Source organism: Trinickia sp. Z7 (assembly GCF_056498045.1).
This window is the reverse complement of the sequence record NZ_JAUEQW010000007.1, coordinates 89935-108165: the sequence shown is the minus strand read 5'-3', so window position 1 is coordinate 108165 and position 18231 is coordinate 89935. Positions and strand designations below refer to the sequence as shown.

The 18231-nt window shown below is 64.4% G+C and carries 17 protein-coding genes and 1 other RNA gene; 11 read left to right on the top strand and 7 right to left on the bottom strand.

Annotated elements, in window-relative coordinates; genetic code table 11:
• The first annotated feature begins 117 nt into the window (after window positions 1-117).
• Window positions 118-231 (top strand): MerR family DNA-binding transcriptional regulator, encoded by a 114-nt coding sequence (locus QQS38_RS14450; protein ID WP_479646057.1) that lies wholly within the window; start codon window positions 118-120, stop codon window positions 229-231.
• Window positions 232-281: 50 nt separating this feature from the next.
• On the opposite strand, the gene QQS38_RS14445 is transcribed toward QQS38_RS14450, so the two are convergent.
• From QQS38_RS14445 to trxA, 6 genes are all read right to left on the bottom strand, one after another.
• Window positions 282-1658 (bottom strand): MATE family efflux transporter, encoded by a 1377-nt coding sequence (locus QQS38_RS14445; RefSeq protein ID WP_479646056.1) that lies wholly within the window; start codon window positions 1656-1658, stop codon window positions 282-284.
• A gap of 18 nt (window positions 1659-1676) precedes the next feature.
• A complete protein-coding gene (locus tag QQS38_RS14440) occupies window positions 1677-3431 on the bottom strand; it encodes an ArnT family glycosyltransferase (protein ID WP_479646055.1) in 1755 nt (584 codons plus the stop codon).
• A 201-nt stretch (window positions 3432-3632) separates the two neighbouring features.
• A complete protein-coding gene (locus tag QQS38_RS14435; protein WP_115537167.1) occupies window positions 3633-3896 on the bottom strand; it encodes a type B 50S ribosomal protein L31 in 264 nt (87 codons plus the stop codon).
• Between the two features lie 302 nt (window positions 3897-4198).
• Window positions 4199-5029 carry a M90 family metallopeptidase gene (locus tag QQS38_RS14430; RefSeq protein ID WP_479646054.1) on the bottom strand — a complete coding sequence of 277 codons (831 nt, stop codon included), beginning with the start codon at window positions 5027-5029 and terminating at the stop codon, window positions 4199-4201.
• Window positions 5030-5092: 63 nt separating this feature from the next.
• Window positions 5093-6355, bottom strand: a complete 1263-nt coding sequence (rho, locus tag QQS38_RS14425; protein WP_479646053.1) for a transcription termination factor Rho — start codon at window positions 6353-6355, stop codon at window positions 5093-5095.
• A 190-nt stretch (window positions 6356-6545) separates the two neighbouring features.
• Window positions 6546-6872 (bottom strand): thioredoxin TrxA, encoded by a 327-nt coding sequence (gene trxA / locus QQS38_RS14420; RefSeq protein ID WP_102647006.1) that lies wholly within the window; start codon window positions 6870-6872, stop codon window positions 6546-6548.
• A 365-nt stretch (window positions 6873-7237) separates the two neighbouring features.
• Here trxA and ffs point away from each other — a divergent pair.
• The 5 genes from ffs to QQS38_RS14395 all read left to right on the top strand — a co-directional run bounded on the left by ffs (window position 7238) and on the right by QQS38_RS14395 (window position 12495).
• Window positions 7238-7336, top strand: an RNA gene (ffs, locus tag QQS38_RS14415) — signal recognition particle sRNA small type.
• A gap of 250 nt (window positions 7337-7586) precedes the next feature.
• Window positions 7587-10061, top strand: coding sequence for a DNA polymerase III subunit gamma/tau (locus tag QQS38_RS14410; protein ID WP_479646052.1), 2475 nt, complete (start codon window positions 7587-7589; stop codon window positions 10059-10061).
• 112 nt (window positions 10062-10173) lie between these two features.
• On the top strand, window positions 10174-10500 hold the full coding sequence (locus QQS38_RS14405; RefSeq protein WP_277426993.1) for a YbaB/EbfC family nucleoid-associated protein: 327 nt from the start codon (window positions 10174-10176) through the stop codon (window positions 10498-10500).
• 102 nt (window positions 10501-10602) lie between these two features.
• Entirely contained in the window at window positions 10603-11199 is a 597-nt protein-coding gene (gene recR, locus QQS38_RS14400; RefSeq protein WP_479646051.1) for a recombination mediator RecR, read from the top strand.
• A 90-nt stretch (window positions 11200-11289) separates the two neighbouring features.
• Window positions 11290-12495 (top strand): CaiB/BaiF CoA transferase family protein, encoded by a 1206-nt coding sequence (locus tag QQS38_RS14395; RefSeq protein ID WP_479646050.1) that lies wholly within the window; start codon window positions 11290-11292, stop codon window positions 12493-12495.
• 34 nt (window positions 12496-12529) lie between these two features.
• Here the strand turns inward: QQS38_RS14395 and QQS38_RS14390 are convergent, their stop codons facing one another.
• Window positions 12530-13528 carry an NADPH:quinone oxidoreductase family protein gene (locus tag QQS38_RS14390; RefSeq protein ID WP_479646049.1) on the bottom strand — a complete coding sequence of 333 codons (999 nt, stop codon included), beginning with the start codon at window positions 13526-13528 and terminating at the stop codon, window positions 12530-12532.
• Window positions 13529-13670: 142 nt separating this feature from the next.
• Between QQS38_RS14390 and surE the strand changes: the two genes are divergently transcribed.
• From surE to QQS38_RS14365, 5 genes are read left to right on the top strand one after another with little or no spacing between them, the layout of a single operon-like run.
• The gene (gene surE, locus QQS38_RS14385) at window positions 13671-14429 is read left to right on the top strand and encodes a 5'/3'-nucleotidase SurE (protein WP_479646048.1); all 759 of its coding nucleotides are present in this window, start codon (window positions 13671-13673) and stop codon (window positions 14427-14429) included.
• A complete protein-coding gene (locus QQS38_RS14380; RefSeq protein ID WP_479646047.1) occupies window positions 14426-15259 on the top strand; it encodes a protein-L-isoaspartate(D-aspartate) O-methyltransferase in 834 nt (277 codons plus the stop codon). Before surE ends, QQS38_RS14380 begins: the two co-directional genes overlap by 4 nt.
• 5 nt (window positions 15260-15264) lie before the next feature.
• Window positions 15265-16233 (top strand): peptidoglycan DD-metalloendopeptidase family protein, encoded by a 969-nt coding sequence (locus tag QQS38_RS14375; RefSeq protein ID WP_479646046.1) that lies wholly within the window; start codon window positions 15265-15267, stop codon window positions 16231-16233.
• A 12-nt stretch (window positions 16234-16245) separates the two neighbouring features.
• Window positions 16246-17334: an RNA polymerase sigma factor RpoS gene (rpoS, locus tag QQS38_RS14370; RefSeq protein WP_479646045.1), complete on the top strand. Its 1089-nt coding sequence runs from the start codon at window positions 16246-16248 to the stop codon at window positions 17332-17334.
• 45 nt (window positions 17335-17379) lie between these two features.
• Complete coding sequence (locus tag QQS38_RS14365; protein ID WP_479646044.1) at window positions 17380-18180, top strand: 3'-5' exonuclease; 801 nt, start codon at window positions 17380-17382, stop codon at window positions 18178-18180.
• Window positions 18181-18231 lie beyond the last annotated feature (51 nt).

Here is an 18231-nt window from a genome sequence, read left to right as displayed (position 1 = left end):
AGCGGCCCGGCATTAGCCTCATGGGGCCGAGCGGTCAAACGCTCGGCCTTTTTTGTTTGCCAACCGCACGAACGCGCATGACTTCGAGTGCGCTCCAAGTCTCAACGTGAGGGTGTCATGTGGGCAGCATTGACCATTGGCCGTATGGCCAAAGCGCTAGGCGTCACGACGCATACGTTGCGATATTACGAGCCGCCGCACGTGAGGTGTTCGCGGCGTGCGACGCAGTAGCGCCCGCATGCGCCGAACCGGCTTGAGCACGGGGTCTCGCGTGGCTTCGGTCAAACGACGTCGACGTGCGCGCCTCGGGCCGCGCGCGCCTGGCGTTCGCTAACGATGCGCCAATGCGCGAACAAGCCGGCGCCGGCCACGGCTAGGCTCGCGGCGCTGGCGGCCCAAAAGCCGCGCGCCCCCGTCAGCCAGTGCGGCACGAGGCCGCCCACATCGAAACCGAGCCAGTAACCGCCGCCAAGTCCCACGCCCCAAAGCGCGACGGCATAGATGACGGTCGGACCGACGGCGACCTTGTAGGCGCGCAAGACGAAGGCCGTCACCGTCTGGAACGTATCGAAGATGTGATACACGAGCATGATCGGCAACAACGGCATCGCGGCTGCAATCACCGCGGCGTTGGTCGTGTAGCCGGCGAGGATCGTCGGCCGCAGCGCGAAGGCGATCAGGGCATATCCGAGGCCGATCGCGCAAGCCATCACGATACCGTGCAGCGCCAGGGTGCGCGCGGCTTCGTGGCGCTGGCCTCCGAGCGCTTGCGCGACGAGCGTCGAGGTCGCGATGCCGATCGACATCGGCGTCATATAGAGGACGGCCCCGAAATTGCCGGTGATCTGGTGCCCGGCCAATGTCGTGGTGCCGAAGCGCGCAATGAACAAGGCCATGAACGTATAGGACGTGACCTCGATCAGATACGACAAGCCCATCGGTACACCGAGCTTGAGCAGCGCGATTTGCTTGCGGCGCTCGGGCCAGCAAAAGTGCTTGAAAATTTCGAAGGGCGTGAACAAATCGAGCCGGGCGAGCAGCGTGAGGCCGAGCGCGGCGAAGGTCCAATTGATGACGGTGCTGGCGAGGGCGCAGCCCGGGCCGCCGAGCGCGGGCAGGCCTAGCCCGCCGAAAATGAACCACAGATTGAGCGGGATTTTGACGAGCAGCGCGCTCACTTGCAGGATCATGACAAGGCGCGGTTTGCCGATGCCGTTGGCGAGCGAGGTATATACGCGAAAGGCGAGGCTTGCGGGCAAGCCGAGCGCCGCGATGCGCAAATAGCTCTCGGTGCGCGCGTATAGCGCCGGCGGCACGCGGGAGATCGCGAGCAACGGCCCCGGAAAGAACATGACGACAAAGCCGAGGAGCGCCAAGCCGGCTGCCAGCCAAAAGCCCTGACGCACTTCTTCGCCGATCTGCGTGTAGCGCCGCGCGCCGTAGAGTTGTCCGCAAATCGGCTGGAGCGCGAGCACGACGCCGGTCAAGCCGACGAACACCGAGATGTACACGGACGAGCCGAGACCGAGCGCGGCCAGGTCGACCGCTGAATATCGGCCGACCATCACCGTGTCCATCACCCCGAACGCGATGATGGCGAGTTGTCCGATCAGCACCGGCCAGGCAAGGCCGGCGATTTTGCGCATATCAGCGAACATGGCGCGCGGGCGTTGGTGTCAGCGTTTGCGAGTGGGGCGTCGATGCCGTTCGATCTTCGGCGCGGGGCGATCGACGCGCACGTATAGCCGGAAGCGTTCGTCGCGGTCCGCGGCGCGCCGGCCTTCCCATACGAGCTTCCATGCATAGTTCAGCATGGGACTGGGCGCGCTGAAATCGGCGCTGTCTTGCCGCAGCAGGACGTCGCAGTCCTCGTTGAACGAAAACTGCATGTCGGCAAAATAAGAAAAGGAAGCAAGCTGCGCATCGCCAAGCCGAACAGGAGAAATACAGATGTAATCGTCGGGCAGGTGCTCGGCGATTTGCAACGCCACGTCGCGATAGGTCCGGCTGTAGTTGACCATCGGCAGCCATAAGGTCATCAGCAATACCCACATCAGCGTGGTGCCCGCGCTCGACAGAATGACGCTGCGCCAAAGCACCTTCGGATGTCGTGCGATGCGCCAACGAACGAGCGCCAGCCATGAAACGGTCGCGACGATGGCGCACAGGAACGATAGAACGCTGAACTGCGGTTCGAACCCGGGCACTAGGCGCGAAAGATTGCGGGCAAGCGGGTGCGGGAAGCCGGTTTGCGCGGCGAGCCAGACCAGCCAGACGAAGACGCTGAGAATGGAGAAGCTCAGGACGGCGAACCAATCGAACGCATTGATCGCGCCGCGCTTGAGCGTGGGCAACGCGAACGCGGCCAGCGTCGCGAGCGGCGGCAGCAGCAGGATGTACAACCGGTTCGTTTGGTGACTTTGCAAGACCGCGAGGATGAGCAGGGGAAGGGCGACGAACACGGGAATCGCGACGTGCGGCTTGCGGCGTACCCCGCCCCAACTGACCCAGGCCCACAACGCCAGCGGCCATGCGGGCCAGGTGAACAGCGGCAGGTTCTTGAATGCGTACAACCAGACGTGCCCCGACGGCGCAGTGAAGCGATTGATGCTGCCGTTGACCCATTGCTGGAGGAACCAGTGCGCATCGTCCGGGTAGGCGTGCAAGATCGCGAGCGGCCAAGCAAGCGAAAGCGCCACGGCGAGCGGCAGCCCCACGAGCGGCAACCACGGCGAGCGCATTTCGGACACGACGCAGAACATGACGACGGTGCTCGCAACGAGCGCGAGCACGAGCAGCGGGTTGCCCGACAAAGCCAATATGCCGATTGCGCAGGCCCACCAGAGCGCCCCTTGCAGCGGTTTGTCGATACCGCGCACGAATCCGTAGACGAGCATGGCCGCGCCCACGAACTGCGATAGTTGCGGCGTAGTTTCGTGCCCGCGCTCGGCCAGCCCGAAGCAGGCGACGAGAATCAAGAGCGCGCCGTCGGCAAGCGTGCGCCCGTAGTCGCGCGGCTCGGGCTCGCCGCCGAATGCGTACTTGAACGGTTGGACCTCGGCGCGACGGCCGAGTAGATAGGCGGCGTACCAGACGAAAGCGCAGGCTGCACAAAACAGCACGCCAGTTGCCACCCGCGAGGCATCGGCAGCGTCTATCCACGGCGCGAGCGCGCGGATGCAGGCTGCGCCGAACCAATAGCCGAGCGGGCCGTCATCGGTGATGAACTTGCCGACGAGATTCGGTAGAAGCCAGTCGTGCGTGTTGCCGCGTGCCATGGTCCACATGACGCCGAACCCGGCGGCGTCCTCGTTTTTCCACGGATCCCGTCCGAACAAGCCAAAGGCTGCATAGACGATGCAAAGCGTGAGCAGCAGCCAGCGCGGAAGGGCGCGCGTGGCGGAGGCGGTGAGGCGGACGACAGGTCTCATGCAGGCGGAGCGGATCTCGAACGGCGGTTGTTATGCTGACGGGCGCTCGCCTCGGGGCGCGCGATCCGGCATTGTAGTCGCGCCGCGCGCCGCCTGCCATGCGGTGCGCGTGCGCGATCGCTGCAGCAATGAAAAAGGGCAGCCATCGCTGCCCTTGAGGTCGTATCCGGCCTGAGGCCGGATGCGTATTTTGGCGGGTGCTTACTTTGCGGCCTTGCCGGCTGCGCGGGCACCGAACTTCTTGTTGAACTTTTCGACGCGGCCAGCCGTGTCCATGATCTTTTGTTGACCCGTGTAGAACGGGTGCGATTCCGACGAGACTTCGATCTTGGCGAGGGGATACGTCTTGCCGTTGTATTCGACCGTTTCACGCGTTTGAATCGTGGAGCGCGTCACGAACATGAAGCCGTTCGACAGATCATGGAAAACGACTTCGCGGTAATTGGGGTGAATGCCTTCTTTCATGGTGTTTCCTTTGGTCGGGCGGTAGCCAACCCACGCTGCGGCGCCGGCATGTGGCCCCAACGAAGGGGCTTACGTGCGGCACGCCCAGGGCGCGAGCCACTTGCCTAAGGTCGAAAAACGGCGATTATGCCAGAAAATCAGTTGGTTGACGAATTTTCACGCGCATCGCGCGGCGCCGGCAGCCGCCAGACTGCACGGCGGGGCCGCTCGGGCACGGCGTTGGGCGCGCGCACGGTCGCCGCCTGCCCCGGCGGGCGGATGAGCGAAACACTGAGACGAGCGGCCCCGAGCGGCCTCGCGGTTCACGCGCCGGCCAGAACGCCCGTGCCCGCGGGATCTTGGCGGTAATACCGCGCGAGCAAGCGGTAAAGCTCCGGGTATTGTGTTTCGAATGCGTGGGGTTGGACGAACAACGCCTCGCTGCAAACCGCGAAGAACTCGGAAGGGTGGTCGGCCGCATACGGATCGATCAGCGATTCGCGCTCGAAGCGCGCCCAGCGGCGGCGCGGGACGGCGTCGACGTCTGCGCAGAAGCGGTCGTAAGCATGATCGAACACGTCCGCCCAGCGTTGCGCATCCAGCGGAGCATGCCAGCGCCGAAAGAGCGGAGGATGGCCGTCCGTCGCGCCGCTCAGCATGTCGATCTTGTGGGCGAACTCATGAATGACGACGTTGTAGGCGTCGCGTCCGTCCGTCAGTTGCGCGTCTTCCCACGAAAGGACGACAGGCCCGCCTTCCCATGCCTCCCCGCTTGCGTCGTGCTCGACCTCGTGGACGACGCCATCTTCATCTTCCACGGTTTTGCGAATCACGAACTCGCCGGGATAGACGATCACGCCCACCCAGCCTCGATAGAGATCGAGGCTCAGGTTCAACACGGGCAGGCACGCCTGGGCGGCGATGCCGACGACGATTTCGTCGGTCAGCTCGAGACCGTGGGCCGTCGAGAATTCTTTCTGCGCAATGAATAGGCTTGTCGTTTCACGCAGCCGCGCGCAATCAGCGGGACTCAGGTAATCGAGAAAAGGCAAACCCTTCAGCGTGGCTTGCCATAGCGCGTCGTCGATGGCGTGCTCGCGCAGCGCGCGCTCGCGACGGCGCCTATCGAGCCAGTGCGTAAGCTTGGCGAGCATCGAGAGATAGGCAAGGGCCGATGGGCGCCGCCCTCACCGTAATGGCGGGCGGCGCGGTTGCCGTTATCCGCCGCGGCGCATCAAATCGAAGAACTCGGAATTGCTCTTCGTTTGGCGAACTTTGTCGAGCAAGAACTCCATCGCTTCGACTTCATCCATGTCGTGGATGAATTTGCGCAGCACCCAGACCTTTTGAAGAATCTCGGGCTTGATCAAGAGTTCTTCGCGGCGCGTGCCCGATTTGTTCAAGTTGATCGACGGGTACACGCGTTTTTCAGCGAGGCGCCGCTCGAGGTGCACTTCCATGTTGCCCGTGCCCTTGAACTCTTCGTAGATGACGTCGTCCATGCGGCTGCCCGTTTCGATGAGCGCCGTGCCGATGATGGTCAGCGAACCGCCTTCCTCGATGTTGCGCGCCGCGCCGAAGAAGCGCTTCGGACGTTGCAGCGCGTTGGCGTCGACACCGCCGGTAAGCACTTTGCCCGATGCGGGGATGACGGTGTTGTAGGCGCGCGCCAGACGCGTGATCGAATCGAGCAGAATGACGACGTCGTGTTTCATTTCGACGAGACGCTTGGCCTTCTCGATGACCATTTCGGCCACCTGAACGTGGCGTGTGGCGGGTTCGTCGAAAGTCGAGGCGATGACTTCGCCGGCCACCGAGCGCTGCATTTCCGTCACTTCCTCGGGGCGCTCGTCGATGAGCAGCACGAATAGGACGACGTCGGGATGGTTCTGCTTGATCGCATGCGCGATGTGCTGAAGCATGACCGTTTTGCCGGACTTCGGCGACGCCACGAGCAGGCCGCGCTGACCCTTGCCGATGGGGGCGATCATGTCGATGATGCGACCCGTGACGTTTTCTTCGCCGCGCATTTCGCGCTCGAGCAGAAGCGGCTTGTTCGGGTGCAACGGCGTGAGGTTCTCGAACATGATCTTATGTTTCGAGGCCTCGGGCGGCTGGCCATTGACCTTATCGACCTTCACCAGCGCGAAATAGCGTTCGCCGTCCTTCGGCGTGCGCACTTCGCCTTCGATCGTGTCGCCGGTGTGCAAATTGAAGCGCCGGATTTGCGACGGGCTGATGTAGATGTCGTCCGTACTTGCGAGGTAGGACATTTCCGGCGAACGCAGAAAGCCGAAGCCATCGGGCAGCACTTCGAGCGTGCCGTCGCCGAAAATAGTCTCGCCCGTCTTGGCGCGCTTTTTCAGGATGGCGAACATCAGTTCTTGCTTGCGCAAGCGGTTCGCGCTTTCGATCTCGAGGCCATTCGCCATCTCGATCAATTGAGACACGTGCAGAGACTTAAGCTCGGATAAATGCATACGGAGATCCCGCGGGGGAGAAGATGCGACGAAAAGAAATATGGGAGGAGAGTTGAGCGGAACCGCTCAGAGACTTATACGTCTTGAAGTCTTATGGTTGTAGCATAGCACACGCTGGCAGCCGTCCAGACGGACGCTCTGCCGCGGGCCGGGCTTGTTGTCCAGTTGCAACAGGTCCGGCCCGCGCCGATCACAGGTGAGAGTCGAGAAATGCCGTCAATTGCGACTTCGACAATGCGCCGACCTTCTGGGCCGCCACCGCGCCGTTCTTGAAGAGGATCAGCGTGGGGATGCCGCGCACGCCGAATTTGGCCGGCGTCGATTGGTGCTCGTCCACGTTGATCTTCGCGATCTGGAGGCGGTCGCCGTAGTCCTTGGCGACTTCGTCGAGGATCGGGGCAATCATTTTGCACGGGCCGCACCATTCGGCCCAAAAATCGAGAAGCACGGGCTTGTCGGATTTCACGACGTCCTGTTCGAACGATGCGTCGCTGATGTGCTTGATTTGTTCGCTCATGTAAAAGTACCTCTTCGGGTTCGAGGCCCGCGTCTGAAAGTGCTCGCCACGATACACCAAAACGGGAAATCGTTCCGAGCGCGCGCGAGCTGTCGAACTTTGCCCGGCAGCGCATACGGCGCTCGTTTCGCAGGAAAGCGCGCGAGCCGGTCGATGCGCTGGGCTCGCTTGCGGGTCGTCTGTTTGTCATATTAGCCCAAATCGCTATGCCTCGTGCAAAGCGATAGCGCCCGTGCGAGCGCCATCGCGCACGCTTGCGGGCCGACGACTATGGGCTGACCGCGAGCCGGCTGCACGCCGAATGTTGGAAAGAAATCCGCGCGCGGCAGTCGCGCGCGGGGGCACTCGGTGATAGAATGCTTCGTGACGGGCCTCCTCGCATGGAGGGGCGGTCAACCTGGTCAGGTCGGGAACGAAGCAGCCACAGCCGTTTTCCACCAGTGCCGAGGGTCGGGCTCGTCACCTTTCGCTTTACCTCGCTCTACATCTTCGCTGCACCTCCTTTCCCACGTTTCCACCGCGTTTCTCTCACCGCTGCTTTGCCGTGCGGTACCTGCCGTTTCTCCGTTCTCTGCATGATGCGTCGGTTCATCGAGAGGCCGTCTGTTCGCGTGCGCGGTTTCGCGGCCTTCGGGTTTTTGCTCGAGGCTTCGCATGCTTCACGCCACGCACCGGGTTGCGTTGACGCCGCGGCGTTGCTGATACAATTTCGCGATGACCTATCAAGTTCTCGCACGCAAGTGGCGGCCGAGGGATTTCGCCTCGCTCGTCGGACAGGAACACGTCGTGCGCGCGCTCACGCACGCGCTCGACGGCGCGCGCCTGCACCACGCCTATTTGTTCACCGGCACGCGCGGCGTCGGTAAAACGACGCTTTCGCGTATTTTCGCGAAGGCGCTCAATTGCGAGACGGGTATCACGGCTACGCCGTGCGGCGTCTGTCGCGCCTGCCGCGAGATCGATGAAGGGCGGTTCGTCGATTACGTCGAAATGGATGCGGCGAGCAATCGCGGCGTGGACGAAATGGCCGCGCTGCTCGAACGCGCAGTGTATGCACCGGTCGATGCGCGCTTCAAGGTCTATATGATCGACGAAGTGCACATGCTGACGAACCACGCGTTCAACGCGATGCTCAAGACGCTGGAAGAGCCGCCGCCGCACATCAAGTTCATTCTCGCAACCACCGATCCGCAAAAGATCCCGGTTACGGTGCTCTCGCGCTGTCTTCAATTCAATTTGAAGCAGATGCCGGCCGGACACATCGTAGATCATCTGGAAAAGATTCTCGCCGCCGAGCACGTTGCGTTCGAGCCGCAAGCGCTGCGTTTGCTCGCGCGGGCGGCCGAAGGCAGCATGCGCGACGCGCTTTCCTTGACCGACCAGGCGATCGCCTATTCGGCCAACCAGGTCACCGAGGAAGCAGTGCGCGGCATGCTGGGCGCGCTCGACCAGAGCTATCTGATTCGATTGCTCGATGCGATCGTTGCCGGCGACGGTGCGCTCGTGTTGTCGGTGGCTGACGAAATGGCGTTGCGCAGCTTGTCGTTTTCCGCCGCGCTGCAAGATCTGGCGAGTTTGCTGCATCGCGTGGCCTGGGCGCAGTTCGCGCCAGCGTCGGTCCTCGACGAATGGCCCGATGCGGCCGACCTGCGGCGTTTCGCGCAGGCGCTCGCTCCGGAACAGGTTCAGTTGTTCTATCAGATTGCGACGCTCGGCCGCGCCGAGCTTGGGCTGGCGCCGGACGAGTATGCGGGCTTTACGATGACGCTGCTGCGCATGCTTGCTTTCGAGCCGGCGTTGCCGCCCGGATCGGGAGCAGGGCCCTTGTCGAAGAGCGGGGGCGCATCGCCTCCCGGGCCCGGCCGCCGGGCCGCCGTGACCGCGCAGGCGAATCCGGCCGGGGCGGCTCAAGCCGTGGCCGCCGCGCCGGCTGCCGGCGATGCATTGCGCGGCGGGCGCACCGTCACGCCGAGCGGCGCCGACGATCGCGGTACGCTCGATGCGGCGCCGGGCATGGAACTCCCGTCAGCTGCGCAACGTCGGCGCGAGGCAGCGCAGGCCGAGGCAACCGAGATCGAGGCAACCGAGATCGAACTGCCAAGCGCTCGAGGTCCGCGCGAGGCAACGCAGGTCCAGGCAACCGACTTCGAGCCGCCAAGCGCACAAGATCCGCACGAGGCATCGCAGGTCCACGCGACCGGCATCGAACCGCAAAGCGTAGAAGGTTCGCGCGAGGGGAATCAGGCCGAGACAACCCGCATCGAACCGCTGCGCACACGGGATGCGCGCGAGGCGGCGACACCCGTGGAGCCTTCGCTCGCGGCCGTTACGCCGCCGCTCGACGACCCAACACGCACGCGTGGCGGCGCGAGCGCCGCGTTAGACGTTTTGCGCAATGCGGGCCTGCGCGTGTCGACCGACCGCGGCAAAACGGCTGCCAAGCCGGCCGCGGTTGCGCCAGCCAAAAGCGCTGCGCCGCGAGCGCCCGTCGTTGTGCCTACGCCGCGTCCGCGCCGAGTCGAAGCACAGCCGCAGCCGCAGCCGCCAGGGTCGGCTTCGGCGACCCCGGCGCCATGGGACGACATGCCCGCGATCGGCGACTATCCGCCGCCCTCATCGGAGGACGACTATTTCTCTGGGATGCCCGACGACGGCTTCCCCCCCGCATTCGGCGCCGGTCCCGACGACGTTCGGCTGGACGCGCACTTCGGCGCACCCGCGGCGCCGACGACGCCAGCGGTCGATTTGAGCCAACTGCCGCCGCCGCTGGCGCTCGATGCCATCGGCTTCGTGGGTGACTGGCCGGTCTTGGCGCGCAGTCTCGGGTTGACGGGCGTGGCGCACCAATTGGCGTTCAATAGCGAATTGACGGAACTGGCCGGCGACACGCTCTCGCTGAGCGTTCCCGTGCCGCAGTACGCCGACGCCGCGCAAGTGGCGAAGCTGAAGACGGCGCTTGCCGAGAAACTCGGCAAGCCCCTCGAAGTGCGCGTCACGGTCGGCCCCGCGCGCCGCACGGCGGCCGTGCTGGACGCCGCTGCGCGCGCCGAGCGGCAACGTGAGGCGGAGCGCGAAATCGGCGCCGATCCCTTCGTTCAGTCGCTGATTCGCGACTTCGGCGCGAGCATCGTGCCGGGCTCGGTCAGGCCGATCGCACCCGACGCCGAGGCGGGCGCCGGCGCGCACTGAGTGCCGCCCGCACCGCGGCCAACCAGAGACACCTCTTCCCAACCACTCATTGGCGGCGTCGCGTCGACGCGAGGGCCGCAGGTAACGACACCACGATCGAAGGAGCATAACCATGATGAAAGGCCAACTCGCCGGGCTCATGAAGCAGGCCCAACAGATGCAGGAAAACATGAAGAAGATGCAGGAACAGTTGGCGCAGATCGAGGTCGAGGGCCAGTCCGGCGCCGGCCTCGTGAAAGTGACTATGACCTGTAAGAACGATGTGCGCCGTGTGTCGATCGACCCGAGCTTGCTCGCCGACGACAAGGACATGCTCGAAGATCTCGTCGCGGCCGCGTTCAACGACGCCGTGCGCAAGGCCGAAGCGACGGCGCAAGAAAAAATGAGCGGCATGACCTCCGGTCTGCCGCTCCCGCCCGGGTTCAAACTGCCGTTCTGACGCTTGGGCGCGGCCGGCGCCCGCAAGCGCTTGGAGGAAGGCCTTTGCCGACCTGCGGCGTGCGAGGGCGCCTTCTTGGTGCGGCGCGTACTGACGACTGATATGAAACAGCCTTCCGCTCTCGTTGCGCTCGTCGAAGCGCTGCGCGCACTGCCCGGCGTCGGACCGAAGTCCGCGCAGCGCATGGCCTATCACCTGATGCAACACGATCGGGAAGGGGCCGAGCGCCTCGGCCGTTCGCTGTTGTTCGCAACCGAGCATTTGCGTCATTGCGAAAAGTGCAACACGTTCACCGAGGCGCGCGTATGCGACGTCTGCAGCGACGAGTCGCGCGATGCGACGCTACTGTGCGTTGTCGAGACGCCCGCCGATCAGATCATGCTCGAGCAGACGTTGACCTACCGGGGCCTCTATTTCGTGCTGATGGGGCGCTTGAGCCCGCTCGATGGGATCGGCCCGAAGGAGATCCACTTCGACCGTTTGGTCAAGCGAGCCTCGGACGGCATCGTCAAGGAAGTCGTGCTCGCCACCAACTTTACGAACGAAGGGGAGGCCACGGCTCACTACCTCGCGCAAACGCTCAAAGCGCGGGCGCTGACCGTGACGCGCCTCGCACGCGGCGTTCCGGTGGGCGGCGAGCTCGAATACGTCGATGCGGGCACCATTGCCCGCGCCGTGCTGGATCGGCGCTCGCTGTAGCTCACCGCGGCAACCGGTCGCGCCACCCGGCTAGGCACAGCGGCGTTGCCAGCCGTCGTCCCACGTTCTTGGATTGAGGAGAAGATCGACATGAGCGCATCGACAGGCCCGCTCGCGGGCGTCAAGGTGCTCGAACTCGGCACGCTGATCGCGGGTCCGTTTGCTTCGCGCTTGCTCGGCGAATTTGGCGCCGAAGTCATCAAGATCGAGGATCCGAATGGCGGCGATCCGCTGCGCAAGTGGCGCATGCTGTATCCGGAGGCGGGCGGAACCTCGCTTTGGTGGGCGGTGCAGGCCCGCAACAAGAAATCGGTGACGCTGAACCTCAAAGCGCCGCAGGGCAAGGAGATCTTGCTAAGACTCGCGCGCGAAGCCGACATCGTCGTCGAAAACTTTCGCCCGGGCTTGCTCGAAAAGCTCGGCCTCGGCTATGACGCGCTGAGCGCCGGCAACCCCGGTCTCGTCATGGTGCGATTGTCGGGGTACGGGCAAACCGGGCCCTATCGCGACCGGCCCGGCTTCGGCTCGATCGCCGAGGCGATGGGCGGCCTGCGCCATATCACCGGCTATCCCGATTTGCCGCCGCCGCGCATCGGCATCTCGATAGGCGATTCGATCGCGGCGCTGCATGCGGTGATCGGCGCGCTCATGGCGCTTCACCATCGGCAAGCGAACGGCGGAAAAGGGCAGATCGTCGACGTTGCGCTCTACGAGGCCGTCTTCAACATGATGGAGAGCATCGTGCCGGAGTACGGCGTCTATGGCGCCGTGCGCGAGCGCACCGGCGCTTCCTTGCCCGGCATCGTGCCGTCCAATACGTATCCGTGCAAGGACGGCAGCTTGGTGATCGGCGGCAACAGCGACCCGATCTTCAAGCGTTTGATGCTGGCGATCGAGCGCCCCGACTTGGCGGAGGATCCGGCGCTGGCGCACAACGACGGGCGCGTGCCGCGCACGCGTGAGATCGACGATGCAATCGGGGCGTGGCTAGCCGATCGCACCATCGACGAAGCCCTGGCGGTGCTCAACGCCGCCGATGTGCCGGTGGGACGTATTTATAGCGCGGCCGATATGTTCGCCGATCCGCAATTCGCCGCGCGCAAGATGATCGAGCACTTCAAGTGGCAGGACGGGCTCGATGTCGCGTTGCCGAACGTGACGCCCAAGCTATCGGAGACGCCCGGCGGCACCCGCTGGCTCGGGCCGGCGTTGGGGGAGCATACCGATGAAGTGCTCGGCTCGCTCGGTTACGACACCGCGTCGATCCAGCGCTTGCGTGAGCTCAAGGTCGTCTGAAGTCGGAATGCGGCGCCTGGCCGGATGGGTTCGTTCAGGTCGGCCCCGGCGCATCGGCCTGCGGCGTGATGACGATTTTGCCCGTCACGCGCCGCTGCGCCATATCCGCCAACGCCCGCGGCGTTTCCTCGAGCCGATAGCGCGCGCTGATGTGCGGCCGCAACTTGCCATTGCCCAGCCAGCGTAAGAGCTCGGCGAACGCCTGCGCGTTGTGTTGCGGTTCGCGCTTGGCGAACTCTCCCCAAAAGACGCCGACGATGCTTGCGCCTTTGAGCAGCGCGAGGTTCAGTGGCAGCTTCGGAATTTCGCCGCTAGCGAAGCCGACGACGAGGTATCGGCCGCGCCAGCCGATGCTGCGAAACGCCGGCTCGGCGAGCGCGCCGCCGACCGGATCGTAAATCACATCCGGCCCGCGGCCGTCGGTCAGGGCTCCGATGCGCTCGCGCAGATCTTCTCGGCCGTAGCAGATCGTCGCGTCGGCGCCGTGCTCGCGTGCGAGCCGGAGCTTCTCATCGCTGGATGCGGCCGCGATCACGCGCGCACCGATCGCCTTGCCGATTTCTACGGCGGCCAACCCGACGCCACCGGCAGCGCCGAGCACGAGCAGCGTTTCGCCGGCGCTCAGGGCGGCACGATCGACGAGGGCGTGGTGCGAGGTGCCGTAGGCCAGCGTGAACGCCGCCGCAGTGGCGAAGTCGGCTCCCTCGGGCAGCGGCATGCATGCGTCGGCCGCGGCGATCGCCTGCTCGGCGAAGCCGCCGACACGCGTAAAGGCCGCCACGGGCATGCCCACGTGCAGGCCCTGCACGCCTTCGCCCACGGCCCGCACCCGCCCGGCCACCTCGGAGCCGGGCGTGAACGGCAGCGGCGGCTTGAACTGATACTTGTTCTCGATGACGAGGACATCGGGGAAGTTCACGCTTGCCGCTTCGACAGCGACGACGACTTCGCCGGGACCCGGCTGTAGGTCCGGCAGCGTCTCGAGTTCAAGCGTCTCAGGCGGTCCGTGGCGGTTGCAACGAATGGCGCGCATCTGATGGTCCTTGGCGGGAAAAGGCGTGTCGACGCAGTGTAGATCAACTCGAACGACCGTGCCTTTTCGAGAGGAACGAATCGTGGCGCCGACCGCGCGCGCAAGCGTAGAGGTGCTCACGCTCCTCGGTTACAATCGCCGCATGCGAATCCTATTGAGCAACGACGACGGTTATCTCGCGCCCGGGCTGGCGGCGCTTTATCATGCGCTCAAGCCGCTCGGCGAGGTCACGGTCATGGCGCCGGAGCAGAACTGCAGCGGCGCGTCGAACTCGCTGACGCTCGCGCGCCCGTTGTCCGTTTGGCGCTCGGGCAACGGCTTCTATTACGTCAACGGCACCCCCACCGATTCGGTCCACATTGCGTTGACGGGCATGCTCGATCACAAGCCGGATCTCGTCGTGTCGGGCATCAACAACGGCCAGAATGTCGGTGAAGATACGCTTTACTCGGGCACGGTCGCGGCGGCCACGGAGGGCGTCATGTTCGGCGTGCCGTCCATCGCGTTTTCCCTCGTCGAGAAGGACTGGGTGCATCTAGACGATGCGGCGCATGTCGCGGCCGATATCGTTCGCCACTTTTTGGAGCACCCGCTCCCCGCGCACCCGCTCTTGAACGTCAATATCCCGAACAGGCCTTACGACGAATTGGGCGAGTGGGAGGTCACGCGGCTCGGCAAGCGGCATCCGTCGCAGCCCGTGATTCGCCAAACGAACCCGCGCGGCGAGCCGATCTACTGGATCGGCCCGTCGGGCGAGGCGCTCGATGCGACAGAGGGCACCGATTTTCATGCGCTTGCGAACGGCCGCGTCTCGATTACGCCGCTGCAGCTCGATCTCACTCATACGCAAATGATGGCCGCCACGCGCGAGTGGGCGCGGGCCGGGCGTCGCGATTCATGACGGGCGAACGCGCCAAGCGCTTTCCGCTCGGGCTGGCCGATCTCGAGCGCAAGCCGCGCACGGCCACGGAACGCACGCGCGAACCGCTTGTCGGGCGCGAGCTGGCGTCGCGTCGAAGTGACGCGCACGCGTCGCATGGCGCCGACAAAATGGGCGCACCCAACGTCCCGCTCACGAGCGCGCTGGCGCTGACCTCGGAACGCGTGCGCGAGCGAATGGTCGAACGCCTGCGGGGCAACGGCATTGCCGATGCGAGGGTTCTCGATGCGATGGCGGCCGTGCCGCGCCATATGTTCGTGGATCCAGGGCTGGCGGCACAGGCCTATGAGGATGCCGCGCTACCGATCGGGCATCACCAGACCATCTCGAAGCCCTCGGTCGTCGCACGCATGCTGGAACTCGCCGCGGTTGGCCGTCCGCTCGAGCGCGTCCTTGAAATCGGCACCGGCTGCGGGTATCAGGCGGCCGTGCTCGCCCGTATTGCGCGCGACGTCTATTCGATCGAACGGATCAAGCCGCTTTACGAGCGGGCCAAGCTCAACTTGAGGCCGCTGCGGGTGCCCAATATCCGGTTGCATTACGGTGACGGCCGGGTCGGATTGCCCAGCGTTGCGCCGTTCGACGCGATCGTGATCGCGGCGGCGGGGCTCGATGTGCCTCAGGCGCTGCTCGATCAGTTGGCCGTGGGTGGCCGGCTCGTTGCGCCGGTCGGTTCGCAGAGCGGGCAGGCTCAGGTGCTCACGCTTGTTGAGCGGGTGGCCGCCAACCAGTGGCGCGAGTCTCGTCTCGATCGTGTTTTCTTTGTCCCCTTGAAATCCGGAGTGATTTGACACCGATGTTTACGTTGCGCGCGATGCAAACAAACAACGAACAGGCGCGATCGACCGCCGCTCAGCGCGTCGTCTGTGCGCTTGCCCTCACGACGCTCGCCGCATGTGCGACGCGGCTCGATCAGGCGCCCGTGGTCGACCGCTCGAGCCCGCTGGCCACGGGCGCCGCAGCCGCCCTCGGCGCGTCGCAGCCGGCGGTGCCGCTCGGCCCGCCGCCGCCCGGGTATTACCGCGTCAAGCCTGGCGACACGCTCTATCGGATCGCGCTCGAAAACGGGCAGAACTACCGCGATATCGCGGCGTGGAACAATCTGGCGAATCCGAACCAAATCGAGGTCGACCAACTGCTGCGCGTCGCACCCCCCGGTGCAAACACCGCCGCGATGACGCCGGGCGTGGCCACGGCGCCCGTAACGAATGGCGGCGCCGTTTCAGGCGCGCCGCTCGCGCCGCCGGCGGCAGGCGCTCCGGCCACCTCGGGCACGGCCACGGCGAACGCGTCGGCGCCGCCCATCTACGGCGCAGGCCCCGGCTCGACCGCCACCACCATTCCACCGCAGCCGGCGGCGAGCACGCCCTCTCCTGCGGCCGCGAGCGACGGCAGCATAACGTTCTCTTGGCCCGTCTCGCCGCACGGGAATGTTCTCAACACCTTCGACGACAACCGCAACAAAGGGCTGAACATCGGCGGCACGCCGGGCGAGGCGGTGAAGGCGGCTGCGGACGGGCGCGTCGTCTACGCCGGAAATGGGCTGCGCGGTTACGGCAATCTCATTATCATCAAACACAACGCGACGTATCTCACCGCCTATGCACACAACCGCGCTTTGATGGTAAAAGAGGGGGACGCGGTGACGAAGGGGCAGAAGATCGCCGAGATGGGCAATAGCGATTCCGACCGCGTGATGCTGCATTTTGAGATCCGCCGGCAGGGCAAGCCTGTCGACCCGATGACATACTTGCCGCCGCAATAAAGCGATACGACCATGCCGACATCGAAGCGCCGCAAGCAGCAAGCCGAAACGGACACGCTCGTCACACAGGACCGGGTGCCTGACGCCGGCGCTTCGACGCACGAGCCCGACGAGGAATCCGCGGAAGCCGAAACCGATTTCGAGCCCGAGGCGGCTTCCGGGGAAGGCGAGGAGAGCGAAGGGCGCGAGGAAGCGGCGGAGCCGGCCCCCGATCCCGACGATTTTCGGGCGCTCCTGCAGGCGGAGTTGACCGCCGATACGATTCAGCATTATTTGAACCGCATCAGCGTGAAGCCGTTACTGACGGTCGAGGAAGAGCAGCGCTATTCGAGGTTGGCCAAGGCGGGCGAATTCGAGGCCCGCCAAGTGATGATCGAGCGCAACCTGAGGCTCGTCGTCAGCATTGCCAAGGGTTACCTCAATCGCGGCGTGCCGCTGCTCGATCTGATCGAAGAGGGCAACCTCGGCCTCATGCACGCGATCGAGAAATTCGACCCCACGCGCGGTTTTCGCTTCTCGACCTATGCGACTTGGTGGATTCGCCAAAGCATCGAGCGGGCGATCATGAACCAGGCGCGCACCGTGCGATTGCCCGTCCATGTCATTCGCGAACTCAATCAGGTGCTGCGTGCAAAGCGCCATTTAGAAAAGAATTCGATGAATTCGGGCGAGCCGGTGGAGCGGCGCGACGCCAGTATCGACGATATCGCATACCTCACCGGCAAAACCACCGATGAAGTAACCGATATTCTGGCGCTCAACGAACATACGGCCTCGCTCGACGCCCCACTCGATTTGGATCCGGCCAGCAGCCTGTTGGATCTGCTATCGGACGATCAAAGCCAATCGCCCGACGCCGAAGTGCAGCACCGCGAACTCGAAACCTTGACGCGGGCATGGCTGTCGCGTTTGTCCGACAAACACCGGCATGTCATCGAGCGACGCTTCGGCCTGAATCACATCGAGCCGGCCACGCTGGAAGAGTTGGCCGACGAAATGGGTCTCACGCGTGAACGCGTGAGACAAATTCAACAAGAGGCGCTCGTGCGCCTGAAACGCTTTTTCGCATCCAACGGTGTGCGTAAGGACGCGGTCCTTTAGCGTGACGGCGCTAGCGCGTTTCCTCTGCGGAACGAATCCTGGTTCATGATCCCGATTCTCGTTTTCGACATCGAGACGATTCCCGATGTCCCCGGCATTCGTCGTCTCGACGATCTGCCCGCGTCGATGACTGACGCCGAAGTGGCCGAATACGCTTTTGCAGCGCGGCGTGAAAAAACCGGCAGCGATTTTCTGCCACACTACCTGCAACGCGTGGTGGCGATCTCGTGCGTCTTCCGCGATCGCACCGGGTTCCGGGTCCGCTCGCTGGGCACCGTGGAAGATGGCGAAGCCGCGCTCATTCAATCGTTTTATCGCGTCATCGAAAAGTACACGCCGCAACTCGTGTCGTGGAACGGCGGTGGCTTCGACTTGCCCGTCTTGCATTACCGGGCGCTGGTGCATGGCGTTTCCGCCTCCCGGTATTGGGATCTCGGCGAAGACGATCGCGACTTCAAGTGGAATAACTACATCAGCCGGTACCACTCGCGCCATACCGACTTGATGGATGTTCTCGCCATGTACCAGGCGCGCGCCAATGCACCGCTCGATTCGCTCGCGAAGCTTTGCGGTTTTCCGGGCAAGCTCGGGATGGACGGGGGGCAGGTATGGACGGCCTTCCGCGAAGGGCGTATCGAAGAAATCCGCAACTATTGCGAAACGGATGTCGTCAACACTTATCTGCTCTACTGTCGCTTTCAACTGATGCGCGGCGCTTTTTCCCCTGATGAGTACGCGGACGAGATCGCTTTCGTGAAACAGTCCCTCGGGCAAGAAAGCGCACCGCACTGGGTGCAATATCTTGCCGCTTTCGGCGAGGCGACCGGCGGCGCCGCGCCGAACTGACTTCGCATCGAGCGCAACCCCGGCGTACCCGGTTCGTGCGCATGCTCGAGC

Excerpts from the sequence above, each read along its gene's own strand:
- QQS38_RS14450 (WP_479646057.1), top strand. The coding sequence starts at position 118 with ATGTGGGCAGCATTGACCATTGGCCGTATGGCCAAAGCGCTAGGCGTC.
- QQS38_RS14445 (WP_479646056.1), bottom strand. The coding sequence starts at position 1,658 with ATGTTCGCTGATATGCGCAAAATCGCCGGCCTTGCCTGGCCGGTGCTG.
- QQS38_RS14440 (WP_479646055.1), bottom strand. The coding sequence starts at position 3,431 with ATGAGACCTGTCGTCCGCCTCACCGCCTCCGCCACGCGCGCCCTTCCG.
- QQS38_RS14435 (WP_115537167.1), bottom strand. The coding sequence starts at position 3,896 with ATGAAAGAAGGCATTCACCCCAATTACCGCGAAGTCGTTTTCCATGAT.
- QQS38_RS14430 (WP_479646054.1), bottom strand. The coding sequence starts at position 5,029 with ATGCTCGCCAAGCTTACGCACTGGCTCGATAGGCGCCGTCGCGAGCGC.
- rho (WP_479646053.1), bottom strand. The coding sequence starts at position 6,355 with ATGCATTTATCCGAGCTTAAGTCTCTGCACGTGTCTCAATTGATCGAG.
- trxA (WP_102647006.1), bottom strand. The coding sequence starts at position 6,872 with ATGAGCGAACAAATCAAGCACATCAGCGACGCATCGTTCGAACAGGAC.
- QQS38_RS14410 (WP_479646052.1), top strand. The coding sequence starts at position 7,587 with ATGACCTATCAAGTTCTCGCACGCAAGTGGCGGCCGAGGGATTTCGCC.
- QQS38_RS14405 (WP_277426993.1), top strand. The coding sequence starts at position 10,174 with ATGATGAAAGGCCAACTCGCCGGGCTCATGAAGCAGGCCCAACAGATG.
- recR (WP_479646051.1), top strand. The coding sequence starts at position 10,603 with ATGAAACAGCCTTCCGCTCTCGTTGCGCTCGTCGAAGCGCTGCGCGCA.
- QQS38_RS14395 (WP_479646050.1), top strand. The coding sequence starts at position 11,290 with ATGAGCGCATCGACAGGCCCGCTCGCGGGCGTCAAGGTGCTCGAACTC.
- QQS38_RS14390 (WP_479646049.1), bottom strand. The coding sequence starts at position 13,528 with ATGCGCGCCATTCGTTGCAACCGCCACGGACCGCCTGAGACGCTTGAA.
- surE (WP_479646048.1), top strand. The coding sequence starts at position 13,671 with ATGCGAATCCTATTGAGCAACGACGACGGTTATCTCGCGCCCGGGCTG.
- QQS38_RS14380 (WP_479646047.1), top strand. The coding sequence starts at position 14,426 with ATGACGGGCGAACGCGCCAAGCGCTTTCCGCTCGGGCTGGCCGATCTC.
- QQS38_RS14375 (WP_479646046.1), top strand. The coding sequence starts at position 15,265 with ATGTTTACGTTGCGCGCGATGCAAACAAACAACGAACAGGCGCGATCG.
- rpoS (WP_479646045.1), top strand. The coding sequence starts at position 16,246 with ATGCCGACATCGAAGCGCCGCAAGCAGCAAGCCGAAACGGACACGCTC.
- QQS38_RS14365 (WP_479646044.1), top strand. The coding sequence starts at position 17,380 with ATGATCCCGATTCTCGTTTTCGACATCGAGACGATTCCCGATGTCCCC.